The sequence below is a fragment of the Patulibacter medicamentivorans genome, assembly GCF_000240225.1.
Lineage (GTDB): Bacteria > Actinomycetota > Thermoleophilia > Solirubrobacterales > Solirubrobacteraceae > Patulibacter > Patulibacter medicamentivorans.
The window spans coordinates 1-18786 of sequence record NZ_AGUD01000006.1; the positions used below are offsets into that span (position 1 = coordinate 1).

Genomic DNA, 18786 nt, shown 5'->3' on the forward strand with positions numbered 1-18786 from the left:
GGCGGCTGCCGGCGATGCTGGCCGAGGCCGACGGCGGGCTCGACGCGCTCGACCGGACCGCCGTCCGGCTGACGCCGCTGGTCCGCGACCTGCGGGCGAGCGCCCCGTCGCTGCGGCGGTTGACCACCGTGCTGCCACGGTTCGCGCGCACCGGCACCCCGGCGCTGGGCGACCTCCAGCGGCTGGCCCGCCGTGGCCGCCCGCAGCTGGCGGCGCTGCGGCCGCTGGCTCGCGACGTCGAGCGGCTGGTCGGCCGTCTCGGAGCCCCGCTCGACCGCGCCCGGCGGCTACTGGTCGACACCCGCGACCGCGGCGGGATCGACGAGACCCTGCGGCTGCTCTACTCGCTGTCGACCGTCACCGCGCTGCGCGACGACGTCTCGCACATCGTCAGCATCTTCGCCGGCGTCTACCCGCAGTGCCTGCTGAACCGCAGCGCCCCGGGGTGCAGCCACGTCTACGCGGCGCCGGGCAAGGGCCTGGTGCCGGTCAACGACCCGGCGTCCGGCCCGCAGGAGGCGACCGACCGCGCCGCCGCCGACCCCGATCCGACCGTCGAGCGGCTGCGCCGGCGGCTGCGGGAGCTGCTGCGATGAGCGCCGCGACCCGTCGCCGCGCGGACGGCCGCGGACGGCTGCTGGCGATCGGCCTGGCCGGGATCGTGGTCGTGCTGGCGATCGTCGTCGTCGCCTACCGGGCCAACAGCGGCCTGCCCTTCCAGCCCGTCTACGGGATCACCGTCGAGGTGCCGAACGCGTTGCGGCTGGTGCGCAACAACGACGTCCGGATCGCGGGCGTGCGGGCGGGGCGGATCGACCGGGTCGAGGCGGTGGTCGGCGGCCGCAGCACCCACGCACGGCTGACCCTGGCCCTGCGCGAGGACGTCGGGCCGCTGCGCTCCGACACCCGCACGCGGGTCCGGCCGGCGTCGATCCTGGGCACCAACTACCTCGACCTGCTGCCGGGCGAGCACGGGCGCGAGCTGCCCTCGGGGTCGGCGCTGCCGCTGGCGCGGGCCTCCTCGACCGTCGAGCTGACCGACCTGCTGGACGTCTTCGATCGCGCCAGCGGCCGTCGGCTGCAGGCGCTGCTGGGCGAGGTCGGTCCGGGCCTCGCCGGCCGCGGCCCGGGTCTGAACCAAGCGCTCGGCGATCTGCCCGGGACGCTCCGCGAGCTGGCGCTGGTCAGCCGCGCGCTGGCCCGTCCGGCGACCCGCCTGGGCCCGTTCGTGGTCGCGCTCGATCGTGCGGCGCAGGCGCTGGCGCCGGTCCGCGGGGCGCTGGCCGGGGCGATCGAGGGCGCGGCGGGCACGCTGGCCACGCTCGCCGACCACGGTCCGGCGCGGGCCGCGGCCCTCGACGGCGCGGCCGCCGGCCGAGGCGTCGACCACTCGCGCCTTCGTGAGGCTGCGGCCGGCGCTCGACGACCTGGCGCGGCTCTCGACCGCGCTCGAGCCGGCGGTCGGGCTGCTGCCGCGGGCGGTCCCGACCGTCAACCGCACGCTGACCGCCGGCCTTCGCCCGCTGCGCGACCTGCGGCCCTTCGCCGGCGCCCTCGGCGCGAGCCTGGTCGGGCTCGGCGACCTGGCGCGCACGACCGGCGTCCGCGGTGCCGTCCAGCGCGCCGCCGACGCGATCACCGCCGCCGACGGCACCCTCCGGACGCTGCTGCCGGCCCAGCTCCAGTGCAACGTGATCGGGCTCTGGGCGACCAACTTCGCGTCGACCTTCGGCACCCTCGGCACCGGCCAGGGCCCGGCGGTGGCCAACATCGGCGTCACCCACCTGGGGGCCGAGGGCGAGCTGCTGCAGAACCCGCGGCCGTCGCGCAACGCGAACATCAACCTGCTGCCGAACGCCGACCGCCAGGAGTGCGAGTCGGGCAACGAACCGGTCGACGGCGGCCAGCAGCTCGGCAACCCGCGCGGCCGCCAGCCGGCGTCGACGCGCGAGACCCGCCAGCAGCCGGCGGTCCGGCGGCTGGCGGACCGCGCCGGCCTGCTCGACCGCGGGAGGGACGGCCGGTGAGCGCCGAGGTGGTCCGCCGCCGCGCTCGTCGCGCCCGCACCCGCCGGCTCGCCGCGGCGCTGATCGCGCTGGCGCTGCTGGCGGCGATTGCCTTCGTCGCCTTCTGGCGCGGCGCGCTCTCGGGCGGCTACGAGATCGAGGCGGTCGTCGGCACCGCCAACCAGCTGCGGCCGGGGGCGGCGGTCCGGGTCGCCGGCCTCGACGTCGGCCGGCTGGAGGCGATCGAGCCCGGTCCCGGGGCCAGCTCGCGGCTGCGGCTGCGGATCGACGACGACGCGCCGCCGATCCACGACGACGCCGGGGTCCGGATCGCGCCGCGGCTGTTCTTCGAGGGCAACGCCGCGATCCGGATCGCCCCTGGCACCGCCGGTCGGCCGCCGATCCGCCCCGGGGCCACGATCCCGCGCTCGCGGACCAGCGTCGCGGTCCAGCTCGACCAGGTGCTCGACGTGCTGACGACGCCCGTCCGCGATGGGCTGCGGCGGACCGCGGCCGAGCTGGACCGCGGCTTCGGCGGCCCGGCCGGGCGGAGCGGCGCCGACGGTCTGCGGCGGGCGACGCGCGAGCTCGACGGCGCCCTCGCTGACGTGACGACGGTCGAGCGTGCCGTCCGCGGGGTCCGGCCGGGGGACCTGGAAGGGGCGATCGCCGGCACCGCCGACAGCGCCGAGCAGCTGGTCCGCGACCCGGCGGCGCTCCAGGGCGTGGTCACCAACAGCGCCCGCCTGCTCGCCGCGCTGGCCGACCGCGAGCGGCAGCTGGGGGCGTCGGTCGACGGTCTGCTGGCGGTCCTCGGCGACGCTCCGGCGACGCTCCGGCGGCTGGACCTGGCGCTGCCGGTGGTCGACCGCTTCGCCGGCGCGCTGCGGCCGGCGCTGGCGGCGGCCCCGCGGCCGCTGCGGCGGACGGCCGAGGCGCTGGAGCAGGTGCGCGCGATCACCGCCCCCGGCGAGCTGCCGGCGACCCTCGATGCGCTGCGCCCGATCACCGCCGACCTGCCGCCGCTGGCCGAGCGGCTGACGGGGACGCTGCCGCTGCTGGCCGACGCGATGCGCTGCGTCGACCGCAACGTGCTGCCGACGCTGCGGATGCAGGTGCCCGACGGCAAGCTCTCGACCGGGCGGCCGGTCTGGCAGGACGCGCTCCACATGGGCGCGGCGCTGGCCGGCGCGTCGCCGAACTTCGACGGCAACGGCACCACGATCCGGCTCGGCGTGACCGAGGGCGAGCAGGCGCTGGAGGGCGTGCTGCCGGGGATCGGGACCGTCTCGACGCTGGCCGCCGACGGCGTCGGATCGCTCAGCCCGGCCTGGCTCGGCTACGGGGTCTCGCCGCCGTTCCGGCCCGACGTCCGCTGCACGACGCAGACCCTGCCCGACCTCGACGCGCGGTCGAGCGCCCGGCTCCAGGGCTTCCGGCGGACGGCGGCGACGCCGGCCAAGGAGGCCCGGGCGCAGCAGCGCGTGGCCTCACGGACACTGCTCAGCCGGCCGCCGCTCGGCGGGAGGGGCGCGCGATGACCCGCCGCACCCTCGGCCTCCTGGTCGTCGTCGCCGCGATCGTCGTCACCGGCGTGGCCGCGGCCGCCTACGTGCTCGTCCACCAGCGGCTGCCGGTGCCGTTCCGCGACGTCTACGAGCTGCGCGCGTCGCTGGTCGCCGCCGACGGCGTGGCGCCCGGGCTGGGCCAGCCGGTCCAGGTGGCGGGGGTCAAGGTCGGCACGATCACCGCCGCTCGGGTCGAGCGCGGGCGGGCGCTGGTGACGCTGGAGATCGACCGCCGCGAGCTGCCGACGGTCCACGCCGACGCCAGCGTCGCGCTGCGGCCCGTGACGCCGCTCGACGACATGCGGATCGAGCTCGACCCCGGCCACCGCGCCAGCGGGCCGCTGCCGCCCGGCGGTCGGATCGACCAGGCCCGGACCACCACCCCGGCCGCGCTCGACGAGCTGCTCGGCGCGCTCGACGCCGATACCCGCGACTTCCTGGCCTCGCTGATCTCGTCGCTCGACGCCGGCACCGCGGGCCGCGGCGACGACCTCCGGCGGGCGCTGCGGACGCTCGGCCCGACGGTCGGCCAGGTGCGGCGGATCGCCGCCTCGTTGGCCGGCCGCCGCCGCGAGCTGTCGCGGCTGGTCGGCAACGTCGCGGTGATCACCCGCGCCGCCAGCCGCGACGACCGCCTGGCCGCGCTGGTCGCCGACGGCAACCGTACGCTGCGCGCGGTCGCCGACCAGGACGCGGCGCTGCGCCAGGCGCTGACCCGCCTGCCGCGGACGTTGACGACGACCTCGCGGGCGCTGCGCTCGGCCGGCGGCCTGGCCGCCGAGCTGCCGCCGACGCTGACCGCGCTGCAGCCGGCCGTCCGCCGGCTGCCGGCGACGCTCGCCGCGCTGGAGCCGTTCAGCGGCCGCCTGCGCGACGCGCTCCGCGACGACGTGCGGCCGCTGGCCCGCGAGCTGACCCCGCTGCTGGGCGAGCTGCGTCCGGCCGTCTCCGGCCTGCGGACGGCGGAGCCCGACCTGCGTGGGGTGCTGCAGTCGACGAACTACCTGCTCAACAGCCTGGCCTACAACCCGCCCGGCGACGACGAGGGCTTCCTCTTTTGGGCCTCGTGGTTCGTCCACAACTGGAACTCGCTCTTCAGCACCGCCGACGCCCACGGCGGCATCGGCCGCGCGATGGTGATGGTCAACTGCGGCCAGCTGACCCAGCTCGCCGACCTCGGTCCGCTCCTCAAGCTGCTGCTCGGCAGCCCGACCCTCTGCCCCGGCTGATGGAGACCCGCACCCCGACCCTCCGCCAGCTGCTGCTCCCGATCGGGTTCGCGCTCTTCTGCGCCGTGCTCGCGCTGGTGGTCTGGCGCAGCTTCGGCGGGACCGTGCCGCTGGAGCCGCGCGAGTACCGGATCACCGCCAGCTTCCCGCAGGCGTCGAACCTCTTCGCCCAGGCCGACGTGCGGGCGGCGGGGGTCGACATCGGCCGCGTGACGCGGGTCCACCGCCGCGGCCGGCGGGTCGACGTCGAGATGGCAATCGATCCCCGGATCGCGCCGCTGCGGCAGGGTGCGCGGGCGATCGTGCGGACCAAGACGCTGCTCGGCGAGACCTTCGTCGAGGTCGCCCCCGGCTCGCGGCGGGCGCCGCTGATCGAGGACGGCGGCCGGTTGCCGGCGGGCAGCGTGCGGGCGGCGCAGCGACTCGACGACGTGCTGGAGACCTTCGCTCCCGGCACCCGCCGCGACCTGCGCGAGCTGATCGCCGGCAGCGCGCGGGCGTTCGCCGGCCGCGCCGGCTCGCTCAACGGCGCCGCGGCCCAGCTGGCGCCGGCGGTTGGCGGCGTCGGCGCGGTCCTCCACCGGGTCCGGCGCCAGGAGGACGGCCTGCGGCGGCTGGTGGCCGGCTCCGGCGACGTGCTGGCGGCGGTCGGCGAGCGCGACGGCGAGATTCGGGCCGCGATCCGGGCGACCGACCATGTGCTGGCCGTGACTGACCGGCGGCGGGCGGAGCTGGGGGCGACGATCGAGGCGCTGCCGCCGTTCCTGCGCCAGCTGCGGCGGACCGCCGACGACCTGGCTGGGGCCGCGCCCGACGTCCGCCGCGCGTCGGCGGCGCTGCGGCGGGCGGCCCCGGCACTGCCGGCGGCGCTGACCGCGGTGGTCCGCGACGGGCCGGCCTTCGAGCGGCTCTTCCGCGAGCTGGCGCCGGTGCTGCGGACCGGCCGCCGGAGCCTGCCGGCGCTCGACGAGACCGCCTCCGCGGCCCGCTCGGCGCTGCCGGTGGCCGACGTCGCGATCCGCCAGCTGGTGCCGGTGCTGCGGCTGCTGGAGGCCAACCGCAGCTCGGTCCACGGGGTGCTGGCGAACGTCGGCCAGATCCAGAACGGCACGATGGCCGGCCCCGGCAACCGGGTGATCCACTACGGCAACGGCCTGCCGACGATCTGGAACGAGATCGTCGGCGGCTGGGTCAAGCGGCTGCCGACCAACCGGCTCAACCCGTACCCGAAGCCGGAGAGCCTGCGCGACATCGCCAGCGGCGGGCTCAAGGCCTACGACTGCCGCAACACCGGCAACCCGCTCTACCTGCCGCCGATCGGCCCCGGCGCGCCGCCCTGCGTGGAGCAGGGCCCCTGGACCTTCGACGGCGTCCGCGCCTACTTCCCGCGACTGCGCGAGCAGCCGCCGACCCTCCGTCCCTGATGACCCTTCGACCTTCCCGACGCGGGCCGATCCAGGCGCGCATCTGACAAGAGAATTGTCACTTATCCCGAGGAGCACCCGATGCCCACCGCACTCCTGACCGCCACGATCGAGCTCGGCGCCCAGCGTCCGGGCGACGGCCAGATCCCGCTCGCCCCCGTCCTTCACGCCGACCACACGGCCGCCCTCGTGATGGTGATCGCGGCCTTCGCCGGCGCCGCCGCCGCGCTGGTCTGGGCGCTGGTCAAGCTCGTCCGCGGCGGCGAGACGCTGCCGCTGGTGCTGCTCGCGGCCGGCGTCGTGGCGGCGAACATGGAACCGCTCGGCGACCACGTCGGCCTGATCGTCTACGCGCCCGACGTGCCGTGGTTCGACTACTGGCTGATGGGCCGCCAGATGCCCTCCTTCATCGCCGTCGGCGAGGCCAGCTACATCGCCTTCGGCGGGTACTACGCCTACCGGATGCTGGCCACGGGCCGCTCGGTCGGGCGGGTGGTGCTGATCAGCGCGGTGCTGGTCGGGATCCCCGAGATCCTGGTCGAGGTCGGCTGGCACCACTGGGGGATCATCAGCTACTACGGCGACAACCCGACCCGGATCCTCGGCGTCCCGCTCTACTCGATCGTCCAGAACTCGACCCTGCTGCCGGTCCTCGGCCTGGTCGCCTTCCTCGGCGCCGAGCACCTGCGCGGCGTCCAGCGGCTGTGGCTGGTGATCGCGGTCCCGGCGGTCACGATCGGCTACATCGTCGGCGTGAGCTGGCCGGTCTACGTGGCGATCCAGTCCTCGGCCGCGGCCCCGATCGCGTGGGCGGCGGCGCTCGTCACCTGCGCGGCCTCGATCGGCGGCGCCTGGGCGGCGATCAACTACCCGGCCGTCCGCCGGCTGCGCAAGGCCGCGGCCGGCGGCCCGGCCCCGGCCACCAGCCCCGCGACCGCGACCGCCGCGGCCTGAGCCCGGAGCACGACGATGAGCCCCACGCTTCACGCCCCGACCCCGACCCCGACCACCCTCGCCCCGTCGGCGCTGCCGCTGCCGCCGGGCCCGCGCGGCCCCGCCCGGCTGCCGGCGCTGCTGCGGCTGATCCGCGACCCGTGGTTCGGCCCGGCCGCGCTCCAGCGCCGCTACGGCGACGTGATCCGGCTGCCGGTGCCGTTCGCCGAGCTGATCCTGCTCGGCCACCCCGACCAGATCGCGCAGGTCAACGTCGCCCACCGCGAGCGCTACGGCCGCGCGGCGATGGTCACCGACACGATGCGGGTCCAGGGCTCGCCCCACCACGCCTCGTGGTTCGAGGACGACGACGGCGAGTGGGCCCGTGGCCGCAAGCTGCTGCAGCCGCACTTCACCCAGAAGGCGCTGGCCGAGCTCGGCGGCCTCTTCACCGAGGCGATCGTCGAGCAGGTCGACGGCTGGGGCGCGGCGGCCGACCGCGGCGCCCCGCTGGAACTGCACGAGCAGCTGAAGGCGCTGGCCCTGGCCGTCCTCTACAACGCGATGTTCTCGCGCCGGATCGGGCCCGACGAGATGCACCGTCTGCTGACGACGCTCGACGATCGGATGGTCGCCACCACCGTCCGGACAGCGACGTTCCCGCTGCCGGGCTGGCTGCCCCGACCGCGCCAGGCGGCCGGCGCCCGCGGCGACGACTGGCTCGACCACCACCTGGCCGAGCTGGTCGCCGACCGCCGCGCCGCGCCGACCGACGTGACCGACGTCCTCAACGTGCTGCTCGACGCGCGCTACGGCGACGGGACCCCGCTCGAGGACCACAAGATCCGGACCGAGATGCTGTTCCTCGTCATCGGCGGTCACGAGACGACGGCGGCCGGGATGGCCTGGACCTTCGCGCTGCTGGCCCAGCACCCCCAGATCGCCGAGCGGGTGCGGGAGGAGGTCGACGCGCTCGGCGGCGCCGCGGTCGGCCCCGAGCACCTGGGGCGGCTGCCGTTCGCCCGCGCCTGCTTCGACGAGGCCTCGCGGCTCCAGGGCAGCCTGGTGATCAACCCGAAGCTGGCGCTCGAGGACGACGAGCTGGGCGGCTACCGGATCCCGCGCGGGGCGACGGTCCTGTGGTCGAACGTCACCCTCCACCGCGACCCGCGCTTCTGGGGCGCCGACGCCGACCGCTTCCGGCCCGACCGCTGGCTGGAGGGCAACGCGCCGGCGGCCGCGTTCCAGGCCTTCGGCCGCGGCCCGCGGATGTGCCTCGGCAAGCGGCTGGCCTACATCGAGGCGGTCTGCACGCTCGCCACCGCCTTCCAGCGCTACCGCTTCGCGCCGCCGCCGAACTGGGAGATCCGGCACCAGTACCGGATGTCGATGGGCGTCCGCGGCGGGGTGCCGCTGCGGCTCGCGCGCCGCTGACCCGCGCGCCGCGCTCCGCCTCAGCGGGGGAGCGCGGCGGCCCGCGGCGGGTGCAGCGTGACCGGGCAGCCGCCCTTCATCCCGGTCGAGATGTGGAACTGGTGGCGGGGGACGAATCCGGGCGCCAGCCGGAAGCGGTAGCGGCGGCGCGCGGTCACCAGCGCGAAGGCGGCCTCCATGTAGGCCAGCCGCATCCCCATGCACTTGCGCGGCCCGAGGCCGAAGGGCAGGAAGGCGCCCTTGTGGATCTCGTCGCGCGCGAAGCGGGCGGGGTCGAAGCGCTCCGGGTCGCGCCAGTGGCGCGGGTCGCGGTGGAGCGCGTAAGGCGAGATCCAGACGATCGACCCGCGCGGCACCCGGTGGCCGCCCAGCTCGGTGTCCTCGATCGGCGTGCGACTGAACATCGGCCCGCCCTGCAGCCGCTGGGCCTCGTCGAAGACCGCGTGCAGGTAGGGCAGCCGGTCGAGGTCGGCGGCGGTCGGTGGCGCGTCGCCGAGGGCGGCGATCTCGTCGTCGAGCGTCGCCGCCACGTCGGGGTGCAGGTCGAGCATCGCGACCGTCCACGAGAGCGCCGAGGCGGTCGTCTCGAAGCCGCCGAAGATCAGGCCGAACAGCTCGCTGCGCAGCTCCTCGTCGGTCATCGGCCGGCCGTCGTCGTCGACCGCGTCGAGCAGCATCTGGAGAATGTCCGAGCCGCCGTCCGGCAGCTGCGCGGCGCGGCGCTCGCGAACCATCCGGTCGAGGAAGGCGTGGATCCAGCGGATCGCCCGCTCGCCGCGGCGCTGGTAGGGCAGCGGCAGCCCGCGCGGGGCGTTGGTGGCGATCATCTTGAAGGCCGCGTAGTAGGCGAAGGTCCGGAAGGCGACCACCGCCTCGTCGATCGTGCGGTCGTCGATCCGGGTGGTGAACATCGAACGCAGCAGCACCGACATCGTCAGGTCGCTCCAGGGCCCGTCGAGGTCGACCGGGCGGCCGCTGCCGACATGCTCCTGCCAGCGGTCGATCCGCTCCTCGATCGCCTCTCGCACCAGCGGGCTGACCGCCTCCAGCTGGCGGGCGCCGAACTTCGGGCTCAGCAGCCGCCGCATCCGCTTCCACGGCTCGCCGTCGGAGACCGGCAGCGGCAGGTGGCGCTCGCTGCTGAAGAGGGCGTAGTTCATCTCGCCCTTGCCGTAGTCGCTCGCCCGCCGGTTGAAGACCTCGACCACCAGGTCGGGATCGTTGACCAGGATCAGCTCGGCCCGCCCGGGGACCGGCACGCGCACGACGTCGCCGTAGCGGTCGCGCAGCCGCTCGGGCGCGCGGTAGATGTCGCGCAGCAGCAGCGGCAGCGCGCCGACCGCGGGCCAGCCGCGGGGCCCGGGCGGCAGGGAAGCCGGCCGCGGCGGTGGCGCGGGCCGGGCGCCGTGGTCGACCGGGCAGCGCGGGTCGGCCGGCGCGGGCGCTGCGGGGCAGGAGGAGGTCGGCTTGGGAGGCGTCATCGGGAGCGGTTCGCGGGGAGGTCAGGCGGCGACGGCGGCGAAGGCGTCGTGGTCGAGGCAGGCGCTGCCGATCCGGCGCAGCATCTCGCCGGAGACCTCGCGCGGCTGCATGTCGCCCGGCATCAGCCGCGGCGGGCTGAAGGTCGGCGCCCAGAAGGCGAGCGCGCCCCACAGCTGGGCGCGGTAGCGGTCGCGCAGCGCCGGCGGGTCGGCGGCGGGCCCGCCGCGGCGGTGCAGCTCCTCGCCGTAGAGCGCCAGCAGGTCGTCCTCCCAGGCCCGCCGGTCGTCGACGGCGAGGACGGTCGAGAGCGCGTAGGCCAGGTCGCGGGCGCCATCGCCGAGCACTACCCCCTGCCAGTCGCATAGCCCGATCCCGCCAGCGGCCGGGCGGTACCAGTTGCCCAGGTGGACGTCGTTGTGGAGCAGCGTCGGCGGCCGGCTCTCGTGGGCGGCGATCGAGGCCAGCACCGCCCGCCAGGTGCGCGCCGGATCGGCCCGCAGCGAGCGGTCGAGCAGCTCGCCGCACTCGCCCAGGCAGCGGCGGAAGGCCGACTCGACGTCGACCAGGGCGAAGGCGTCGCGCCACTGCCGCCCGTAGCTCTTGAAGCCCGCGGGGGGACGGCCGGCGAAGGTCGCGTGGACGGTGGCGAGGGTCCGCACCACCTGCTCGGCGTCGGCCTGGTCGACCTGGTCGCTCGGCTGCAGGAAGGTCGCGCCCTGGGTCGCCACCAGGTCCTCGAGCAGCAGCACGGTGGCCATCCGCCGCTGGTCGTAGGCGCCGTGGTGGCAGCACGGGGCGGCGACGTCGAGCTGCTCACGCAGCTGCAGGTAGAACCGCGCCTCGACGAGGCCGCTGATCGCCTGCGTGATCCGCTGCAGGACGCCGGGGCTGGACTTCGCGAAGACCGTCTCCGGCAGGCCCAGCGGAGCCGGGTCGCGGTCGTAGCGCAGCCGCAGCCGGTGTCGGCTGGTGGTGCCGTGGGAGCCGTCGATCAGGTCGACGGCGACGACCCGCGCGCGCCCGTCGGGACAGAGGGCGCGGCTCATCCAGGCCGGCGTCAAGTCGGCCACCCGCGTCGGCGCGACGGTCGGATCGTCGCTGCGGACAGGGCGCAGCCGCTCGACCGCGACGCTGGCGGCGATCCGTCCGAGCTGGGGCACGGCACGGGCACGGCCGCCCCACCGTCGCAGCGGGCTCACGCGGGCTCCGCCGTCGTCGTCGGCGGCTGGGCCGGCACGGCGGTCCGCTGGCGGTCGAGCGTGAAGCGCAGCATCGCCAGCGGGATCGCGGCGTTCATCATCGCGGCCAGCGCCCCGAGCAGCAGGAACGGCACCGTGCTCGCTCCGCCGTGCAGGGCCAGGTAGGCGGGCCAGGTGCAGAGCAGCGCGACCGCGTAGTAGCAGCCGGGGATCACCGGCAGGAACAGCAGCGCTCGCCAGCCGCGCAGGTGGGGCGCCGCCAGCGTCAGGATCGAGGCCATGAACACGTAGAGGAAGGCGTTCTGGACCATGCTCGTGATCGGCAGCCCGAAGATCCGCGTCGGGTTGTCGCCGTAGTACTCGAAGACGTTGGCCTGGATCGCCATGATCTCCAGCGGCCAGTCGATCACCCCGGCGACGACCGCGATCAGCACGATCCGCTGGAACGACGCGCCGCCGACGATCAACCGGTGCAGGAACCAGGTGAAGAGCGAGAACATCGCCCCGATCCCGAGCGCGCTGACGGGGATCACCCGACCGGCCAGCGTGTAGAGCTCGCCCGGCGCATCGGACGCGTACTGGAAGCCGAGGATCGCGTCGATGAACGGCTCGTTCGGCAGCCAGGCGGTGGCGCTCGCCAGCACCACCAACGGCAGCGCCGAGCGCAGCCGCAGCGCCTCGCGCCCGGCGACCAGGAACGACGCCGCGACCATCGCGAACGTCGCCCCGGCGAAGATCCAGAAGACCGTCGCGCTGGCCCCGGTCAGGGGGCCGGCCGGATCGAGGAAGCCGCTCTGCGCGCCCACGGTCAGGCGGCCTCGACCGCGGCCCGGACGACCGTGTCGGCGAGCGTCCGCAATCGCTGGCCCTCGGCGTCGAGCAGCACGCCGTCGCGGGTCAGGAAGAACGACGCGTTGAGCCGCACCACCACCTCGGCCATCCGCCGCGCATGAACCGGATCGAGGTTGCCGGTCGGGTCGACGAAGCGGGCCAGCGCGGCGGTCGCGGCGCGCAGCCACGGTCCGCCGCGGTCGGTCAGGTGGGGGACGATCGCCCCCGGCTCCTCGGCCAGCAGGTGCGAGGCCAGCGGGTGCTCGGCCGCGGCGCGGGCGCCGACGGCGAACGCCTCGACCGCGCGGTCGACCGGGTCACGCAGGGACTCGGCGGCTGCGGTCAGTGTGACGAAGAACGCGTGGGTCTCGCGCACGAGGATCCGGCGCAGCAGCTCGTCCTTGCCGCCGAGTCGGCGGTAGGCGGTCGGGCGAGAGACGCCGGCGCGGCGGGCGATGTCGGTCAGCGAGGTGCGCGCCACGCCATAGCGGGCGAACTCGGCGGTGGCGACGTCGAGCAGCGCCTTCAGCTCGCCGTCGCCGCTCGCCTCCGGGTCGACGGCGATGTCGAGCAGGGCGGCGAACGGGGCAGCAGCGTCGGCGGGCAGGTCGGGAGAGGGCGAAGGCATGAGACGGCTAGACGATAGCGTCTCATCGACTCTCGTGGTCGCTTTTGATCGCGCTGCACCTGCTTGCGGCGGATCGCGGCCGGCCGGCGAGCGCCATCCGGAGCGCGTCGAGGACCAGGTCGGTGCGCGGGTGCGACGCGAACTGCCAGCCGACCACTCGACGCGAGAGCATGTCGAGCACGACGCTGAAGAACGCGGGTCCCCTGCCGTCGCGCAGCAGCGCCTTCCAGGCCCGGTGAGACCCGTACGCCGCGTAGCTCGCGGCGTGCACCTGCCGGATCCGCTTCAGCAACACCCCATCCCCAATCGCCCGGCTGGACGAGGTGCGTCGTCGAGGCACGTCCGCTCCGCGAGCGTCCTCGACCAGTGCCAGATCGGCGATGTCGTCCTGAATGCGGAACCGCCCCCGTGTTTTCCCCGAATCGGGCGAAGTTTCGCTGATCGGCTCCCGCCTACAGTCGCGAAACCAGCCCGTTCGATCGCTGTGGCCGCAGTCGTGGCGATGCATGCGAGCCTCACGGCATCGGACGGTCCGGGGAGAGACGGTCGGCCGGCGGGTTCGGAACTCGTTCGCCTGAAACTGAGGAGAGAGCAATGTCCCTATGTACTTCGAGGCGGGCGCAACCGTGGTCGCGCGTGCTGTGCGTCCTCGCGACGGTCGGCCTCGCGGTCGGTGCGGTCGGATGTGGCGGCGACGACAGCTCGGGCTCGCGGCCCGCGGCCGCGGCCGGATCGTCCGGCGCGCTTCAAGAGGCGCGCGTCGTCGCCTTCCCGGCGAGCCAGATGCTGACGCCGTACATCGCGCGTGACGAAGGGCGGTTCGAGGCGGTTGGGCTGCCCGTCAAGATCGAGATGTTCTCGGCCGGGTCCACCGCGAACATCCTTCCGCAGGTCCTGGCCGGCAAGCTGCAGATCGCGCAGACCGCGCTGGCCGACATCGTGCCCGCGATCGCCAGCGGCCAGCCGCTCCAGGTCCTGCCTGGATTCGGCACCCTCATCGAGGGCAGCGTCGAGACGAGCACGAACACGATCGTCACCGACGACCCGTCGATCAAGGAGTTGAAGGACCTCGCGGGCAAGAAGGTCGGCCTCAACGCGCTCCGCACGTCCCACGAGCTCTACCTGCGCGCGCAGCTCGAGAAGGCCGGAGTCGATGCCGACTCCGTCACGTTCGTCGCCGTGCCCTTGGCCAACATGGCCGCGTCGATCAAGAAGGGCCAGATCGACGCCGGACAGGCGCTCGAGCCCTTCATCAGCCTCGCGGAGGGCGCAGGGATGCACCGCGTGGCGGCGATCGGGGCGGGCGTCGCCGACGGCCTGCCGTCGGTGGTCTTCTGGACGAGCCGCAAGTACGCCCAGGAGCACCCGGACGAGATCGCGGCCTTCGCGAAGGCGATGAAGGCGACGATCACGGAGTCGCTCGCGTCCAACCCGAAGGGCGTTGCCGACTACATGAAGAAGTACACGGAGATCCCGCCCGAGGCGATCAGCCAGATCGCCAACTTCGGGACCTTCTCGACCGACGTGACCCCGGAGAAGATCGAGCAGGTCGCCAAGGTGCTCGAGCAGGCCGGCGGCATCAAGTCCGTTCCTCCGCCGAGCGAGTGGATCGTCGGCCAGCAGTGACGCGCTGAGCGAGGGGCGCGACGCCGTTGCCGGCGGCGTCGCACCCCGCGATGCGCAGTTGTCGGCGGCCTCCTGGCCCTCGACGCGCCTGTTCTCGTCCTGAACGCGGAGAGTTGGCTGATTCGTCATCAGCTCGAGACGAAGTCGCGACTTCGGCCCGCTCGTAGCATCGATCTGTCGTGGAGGTCTCGTAGGTGCTGTCATCCTCATTCTCCGTCCGGCGGGCGGCTCGCGCCGGCGAGTCCCGGCCCGAGCGCCGCCGCGTCCGGCGGTCGTGGCGTGCCCGGATCGCTCGCTACGCCGTCGCGGCCTGGCTTCCGGTCACCCTGATCGGCCTCTGGGCGTGGACGTCGCGGGCCAGCGCTGATCCGTTCTACCCGCCGCTGGCCGACATCCTGGATCGGCTGCGCGAGCAGTGGCTCGTGGCCGAGCGGCTCACCGAGGACATCCTGCCGAGCCTGATGTCGCTGGTGGCGGGGCTCGCGCTCGCGACCGCCGTCGGCGTCGGTCTCGGGACGTCGATCGGTCTCTGCCGTCCCGTGCGCGTCGCGCTCGCGCCGTTCCTGGACCTGTTCCGTTCGCTTCCCGGGCTGGCGCTGATGCCGATCTTCGTCCTCGTCTTCGGGATCGGCAGCGGCGGTGAGATCGCGCTGATCGCGTTCGCCTGCCTGTGGCCGATCCTGCTCAACACGATCGACGGCGTGGCGGGGATCGATCCCGGGCACCGCGACGTCACGCGCTCGCTGCGTCTCGGCCGCCTCCACGGACTGCGGTACGTGATCCTCCCGGGCGCGTCCCGCTCGATCCTCGCCGGCGTGAACCTGAGCATCGCGATCGGCGTGATCTTCATGATCGCCGTCGAGATGTTCAGCTCCAGCCGCGGCGTCGGGTACCAGCTGATCCTCGCGCAGCGCAACTACGACGTGCCGGCCTCGTACGCGGGCGCGATCGTCGGCGGCCTGCTCGGCTACCTGCTGGCCGTGGGAGCGGCGCAGCTCGAGCGCCGGGTGCTCCTGCGCTGGCACTTCGAGCAGCAGGAGGCTTCGAGCGGGGGAGCGCCGCGATGACGAATGCCGCACACCACCGCAAGGAGGTCACACGACCCATGCTCGAAGTCCGATCGCTGTCGATGACGTACGCCGGGCCGGAGAGCCCCCGCGCCGTGCTCGACGATCTGAACCTCGAGGTCGCGGCCTCGGAGTTCGTATGCCTGGTGGGTCCTTCCGGCGTCGGGAAGACGACGTTGCTGCGCTGCCTGTCCGGCCTGCAACGGCCGACCCACGGCGAGGTGCGGGTCGGCGGCGGCCTGGTGGTCGAACCGCCCGCGGCGCTCTCCGTGGTGTTCCAGGACTACAGCCGGTCGCTCTTTCCGTGGATGTCGGTCGTCGACAACGTCGCGCTGCCGCTCCGCGCCCAGGGCGTGAAGCGGGCGAAGCGCCTGGCCCGGGCCGCGGAGATGCTGGACGAGGTCGGGCTCGCCGACGTGCGCAAGCAGTACCCCTGGCAGCTGTCGGGCGGCATGCAGCAACGCGTCGCGATCGCCCGTGCCCTGGTGGACGCGCCGCAGATGCTGCTGATGGACGAGCCGTTCGCGTCGGTCGATGCGCAGACCCGCTTCGACCTCGAGGACCTGGCGCTGACGATCCGCCGCGACACCGGAGTCTCGATCCTGCTGGTCACCCATGACATCGACGAGTCGGTGTACCTCGGCGATCGCATCGTCGTCCTGTCCGGCCGGCCGGCGTCCGTCGCGACCATCCTCGACGTGCCGTTCGGTCACCGTCGCGACCAGATCCGCACGCGGGCCGACCCGCGCTTCGCCGAGATCCGCACCGAGGTCCTCGTGCGAATCCAAGGCGCGGGAGAGTCCGAGGCCGCACCCGCGTCGGCCGCGAACCTCGACCTCGTGGGCTGAGCGATGAGCACGACCGCGGAGACGACGAGCACCCGGCCGACGCCCGGGGCCGACGAGATCGAACCCCGCTCGCGGACGTTCGCGGAGTGGGCTCAGCACGAGCCCAGCTTCCGGACCGTCCTCGGCCTGCGGGCGGTGATCCTCGCGTGCCTGCTCGTGGCGTGGCAGCTGCTGCACGCGCTCGAAGTGGGAGGGCCGGGCACGATCCCCTCGGTGCCAGGGGTGGTCCGCGAGCTCGCCGCCGTCACCACCGAGGCCGGGTTCGCCTCCGTCCTCTGGCAGACGGTGGGCCCGTGGCTGCTCGGGCTCGTGATCGTCGTGGTCGGAGGCGTGGCGATCGGGGTCGTCCTCGGGACGTTTTCCTTTGCCTATCGCAGCACGCGCGCCACGATCGACTTCGTGCGGTCGTTCCCCCCGGTCGCCGTGATTCCGCTGGCGGTCCTCACGCTCGGGGTCTCGACCAAGCTCAAGGTCGTCTTCATCGTGGCGACGTGCATCTGGCCGATGGTGCTGCAGACGATCGTCGGCGTCAGGTCCGTCGACCCGATCTCGCGCCAGGCGGCTCGGAGCATGCGCCTCTCGTGGTGGCAGGCCGTGCGCTGGGTCGTGCTGCCGGCGACGATGCCCTACGTGGCGACCGGCCTGCGGATCTCGGCCGTGATGGCGCTGCTCGTCACGATCGGCGTCGAGATCCTCGGCGGCGTTGCGGGACTGGGACAGAGCATCGCGACCTTCGAGGCGGCGGGGGACGTCGACACCATGTGGGGGTACCTGCTGACCGCGATGCTCCTCGGGGTGATCGTCAGCCAGGGCTTCTCGCGCTTGGAGCGCTTCGCGCTGCGCTGGCACGCGTCGCAGCGGTGACCGCTGCGGCTAGGCTGGACGGAACGTGTCACCGGCTGCGTATCCGAAGCGCGGGACGCCGTCTCCCACTCGGAAGCCGGAGGGGGCACGCGGGGCGCCCCGAGACCCTGGCGACCCGCAGGGCGAGCACGGAGTTGGGGGAGCCGTATCGGCCCTGCCGTTCCGGGGCGCGATCGCGCCCCTGCGGTTCCCGCAGATCCGGCTGGTCACGTCCCGACCGGACGCGGTGGCGGCGTGGTACGAGACCGTCGTCGGGACGCGGGCGACGCTGGACGGCGAACGGCTCGGCGGCGCTGGGCCGATCGTCCTGACGGTCGGGGAGCCGAGTCCGACGCGACGCTCGATCGACTTCCGCTATGCGTCGATCGACGATCTGCTCGCGAACTACCTGCGGCTCCAGCTCTTCGAGATCAGCCCGGTGGAGGCCGCGCTGATCGGCGACCAGACCGAGATCCGCTACCGCGACCCGGACGGCAACGGCGTCGCACTCGGGTACGTGCACGACTGCTGGAGGCCGGCGGGGACATCCGCGCCCGTGGGCGAGCACGCCTTCGATCCGAGGATCGTGCTCGACGCCCGGAAGACCGGCGCCTCGGTCAGCGAGATCACGTCGATGCTGCGGCGCGCGGTTGCCGCCGAGCCGACTGGTCCGGCCGAGTCCTGATCGCCGCGGTTCGTCGCGTCCGACCGAAACCCGACCGTTTGTCCCCAGCTGAGACGAAGATCCCGCCCGTGACCCGGGGATAGCGTCCGCTGCGTGTCCAGGGAGATCGTGACCATCACCGACGGTGCGGCGTACGCGCTGTGCAACTCGATCGTTCTGAGCGGCATGGAATCGTCGCACCCGGCCGAAGCCCGCGGCGTCACCAGCTCGAACTGCTACCTGCTCGTCGAGGGCGAGCACGCGCTCATGGTCGACACGGGCTTCGCCGTCCACCAGCGCGCGCTCGTCGCGCAGCTCGAGCAGCTGCTCGACGAGCGGTCGCAGCTGGCGCTGCTGCCGTTGCGCTTCGGCGAGTTCGCCGGCGTCTGCAACGTCCGGCCGATCGCGGAGCGCTTCGGCGCCACGCAGCTCTACGGGCGGTTCTTCGGAGAGCCGGACGAGTGGCTCGACTTCAGACCGGACCTCGACGCTCCGGGAGCTCCCGGCGGAGGCCTGGCGGAGCTGCGCTCCGTGCCCACCCCGGCAGACGGGCGGATCGCCGTCGACCCCGTGGGGCGAAGGGTCGTCGAGATCCTGGTCGCCCCGGTCCGGCTGCTGCCGGAACCGTGGGCGTACGACCACCGCACGCGGACGCTCTTCACCGGTGACCTGTTCGGATGGGTCGACTTGGAGTCGGAGGGCTCGGCGGCCGTCCTCCAGGAGTCCGACGAGGACGCCACGACGGTCGAAGCCGTGGGGACGTACCTCGAGCGCAACCGCTTCTGGTGGTTGGCCGGCGGCGACACCGAGAGCCTGCGCAACGGCATGTCGTCGCTCGCAGAGAGGCTCGAGATCGAGACGATCGCACCCGGCAACGGACGGGTGCTCCGCGGTCGCCCGGTGGTGGAGCGTCACCTCACCATGTTCGACGAGGCCCTGGCCCAGGCCGAGCAGCGTCCGTCCGTCGGCGTCGCGGCCGGCACGTGGCCGTTCGGAGGTTGATG

Annotated in this window: 18 protein-coding genes and 1 pseudogene; 14 read left to right on the top strand and 5 right to left on the bottom strand. The window is 74.1% G+C overall.

All coding sequences use genetic code 11. From position 1 onward, the window contains the following. The 8 genes and pseudogenes from PAI11_RS26665 to PAI11_RS00845 form a co-directional block, all read left to right on the top strand. Positions 1–596, top strand: a 596-nt coding sequence (locus PAI11_RS26665) for a hypothetical protein (RefSeq protein WP_040597501.1), incomplete at its 5' end; no start/stop codon positions are given. Beyond that, a pseudogene (locus tag PAI11_RS28395) lies at positions 593–955 on the top strand (MlaD family protein); the annotation flags it as partial. The gene PAI11_RS26665 and the pseudogene PAI11_RS28395, both read left to right, overlap by 4 nt. A 445-nt stretch (positions 956–1400) precedes the next feature. Continuing rightward, entirely contained in the window at positions 1401–2027 is a 627-nt protein-coding gene (locus PAI11_RS27965) for a hypothetical protein (protein ID WP_040597502.1), read from the top strand. Next, positions 2024–3547 carry an MlaD family protein gene (locus tag PAI11_RS27970; RefSeq protein WP_040597504.1) on the top strand — a complete coding sequence of 508 codons (1524 nt, stop codon included), beginning with the start codon at positions 2024–2026 and terminating at the stop codon, positions 3545–3547. Before PAI11_RS27965 ends, PAI11_RS27970 begins: the two co-directional genes overlap by 4 nt. Then, complete coding sequence (locus PAI11_RS00830; RefSeq protein ID WP_040597505.1) at positions 3544–4803, top strand: MlaD family protein; 1260 nt, start codon at positions 3544–3546, stop codon at positions 4801–4803. The genes PAI11_RS27970 and PAI11_RS00830 overlap by 4 nt, the downstream gene beginning before the upstream one ends. Beyond that, on the top strand, positions 4803–6227 hold the full coding sequence (locus PAI11_RS00835) for an MlaD family protein (protein ID WP_040597507.1): 1425 nt from the start codon (positions 4803–4805) through the stop codon (positions 6225–6227). Before PAI11_RS00830 ends, PAI11_RS00835 begins: the two co-directional genes overlap by 1 nt. 81 nt (positions 6228–6308) lie before the next feature. Further along, positions 6309–7181, top strand: a complete 873-nt coding sequence (locus PAI11_RS00840) for a hypothetical protein (protein ID WP_007569840.1) — start codon at positions 6309–6311, stop codon at positions 7179–7181. Between the two features lie 15 nt (positions 7182–7196). Further along, positions 7197–8594: a cytochrome P450 gene (locus PAI11_RS00845; RefSeq protein WP_007569842.1), complete on the top strand. Its 1398-nt coding sequence runs from the start codon at positions 7197–7199 to the stop codon at positions 8592–8594. Between the two features lie 20 nt (positions 8595–8614). Here PAI11_RS00845 and PAI11_RS00850 read toward each other — a convergent pair whose 3' ends face one another. Genes PAI11_RS00850 through PAI11_RS00870 form a run of 5 tightly spaced genes read right to left on the bottom strand, consistent with a single transcriptional unit; the run spans position 8615 to position 13242 of the window. Then, positions 8615–10075: a cytochrome P450 gene (locus PAI11_RS00850; RefSeq protein WP_007569844.1), complete on the bottom strand. Its 1461-nt coding sequence runs from the start codon at positions 10073–10075 to the stop codon at positions 8615–8617. A gap of 21 nt (positions 10076–10096) precedes the next feature. Further along, positions 10097–11275 carry an aminoglycoside phosphotransferase family protein gene (locus PAI11_RS23695; protein WP_138974028.1) on the bottom strand — a complete coding sequence of 393 codons (1179 nt, stop codon included), beginning with the start codon at positions 11273–11275 and terminating at the stop codon, positions 10097–10099. Further along, complete coding sequence (locus PAI11_RS00860; RefSeq protein ID WP_007569848.1) at positions 11272–12081, bottom strand: hypothetical protein; 810 nt, start codon at positions 12079–12081, stop codon at positions 11272–11274. Before PAI11_RS00860 ends, PAI11_RS23695 begins: the two co-directional genes overlap by 4 nt. Positions 12082–12083: 2 nt before the next feature. Then, entirely contained in the window at positions 12084–12734 is a 651-nt protein-coding gene (locus tag PAI11_RS00865; protein ID WP_007569850.1) for a TetR/AcrR family transcriptional regulator, read from the bottom strand. 22 nt (positions 12735–12756) lie between these two features. Then, entirely contained in the window at positions 12757–13242 is a 486-nt protein-coding gene (locus PAI11_RS00870; protein ID WP_040597508.1) for a hypothetical protein, read from the bottom strand. Positions 13243–13370: 128 nt separating this feature from the next. Between PAI11_RS00870 and PAI11_RS00875 the strand changes: the two genes are divergently transcribed. The 6 genes from PAI11_RS00875 (at position 13371) to PAI11_RS26670 (ending at position 18784) form a co-directional block, all read left to right on the top strand. Continuing rightward, complete coding sequence (locus tag PAI11_RS00875; protein WP_007569852.1) at positions 13371–14360, top strand: ABC transporter substrate-binding protein; 990 nt, start codon at positions 13371–13373, stop codon at positions 14358–14360. Positions 14361–14554: 194 nt separating this feature from the next. After that, positions 14555–15427 (top strand): ABC transporter permease, encoded by an 873-nt coding sequence (locus PAI11_RS00880; protein WP_007569853.1) that lies wholly within the window; start codon positions 14555–14557, stop codon positions 15425–15427. Positions 15428–15465: 38 nt separating this feature from the next. Then, on the top strand, positions 15466–16275 hold the full coding sequence (locus tag PAI11_RS00885; RefSeq protein ID WP_007569854.1) for an ABC transporter ATP-binding protein: 810 nt from the start codon (positions 15466–15468) through the stop codon (positions 16273–16275). Between the two features lie 3 nt (positions 16276–16278). Continuing rightward, complete coding sequence (locus PAI11_RS00890) at positions 16279–17139, top strand: ABC transporter permease (protein ID WP_007569855.1); 861 nt, start codon at positions 16279–16281, stop codon at positions 17137–17139. A 226-nt stretch (positions 17140–17365) separates the two neighbouring features. Then, positions 17366–17803: a VOC family protein gene (locus PAI11_RS00895; RefSeq protein ID WP_007569856.1), complete on the top strand. Its 438-nt coding sequence runs from the start codon at positions 17366–17368 to the stop codon at positions 17801–17803. 93 nt (positions 17804–17896) lie between these two features. Next, on the top strand, positions 17897–18784 hold the full coding sequence (locus PAI11_RS26670; RefSeq protein ID WP_007569857.1) for an MBL fold metallo-hydrolase: 888 nt from the start codon (positions 17897–17899) through the stop codon (positions 18782–18784). Positions 18785–18786 lie beyond the last annotated feature (2 nt).

Coding starts and splice junctions, on each gene's coding strand:
- PAI11_RS00830 (WP_040597505.1), top strand. CDS start 3,544: ATGACCCGCCGCACCCTCGGCCTCCTGGTCGTCGTCGCCGCGATCGTC.
- PAI11_RS00870 (WP_040597508.1), bottom strand. CDS start 13,242: ATGCATCGCCACGACTGCGGCCACAGCGATCGAACGGGCTGGTTTCGC.
- PAI11_RS00840 (WP_007569840.1), top strand. CDS start 6,309: ATGCCCACCGCACTCCTGACCGCCACGATCGAGCTCGGCGCCCAGCGT.
- PAI11_RS00890 (WP_007569855.1), top strand. CDS start 16,279: ATGAGCACGACCGCGGAGACGACGAGCACCCGGCCGACGCCCGGGGCC.
- PAI11_RS00885 (WP_007569854.1), top strand. CDS start 15,466: ATGCTCGAAGTCCGATCGCTGTCGATGACGTACGCCGGGCCGGAGAGC.
- PAI11_RS00845 (WP_007569842.1), top strand. CDS start 7,197: ATGAGCCCCACGCTTCACGCCCCGACCCCGACCCCGACCACCCTCGCC.
- PAI11_RS00865 (WP_007569850.1), bottom strand. CDS start 12,734: ATGCCTTCGCCCTCTCCCGACCTGCCCGCCGACGCTGCTGCCCCGTTC.
- PAI11_RS00835 (WP_040597507.1), top strand. CDS start 4,803: ATGGAGACCCGCACCCCGACCCTCCGCCAGCTGCTGCTCCCGATCGGG.
- PAI11_RS00850 (WP_007569844.1), bottom strand. CDS start 10,075: ATGACGCCTCCCAAGCCGACCTCCTCCTGCCCCGCAGCGCCCGCGCCG.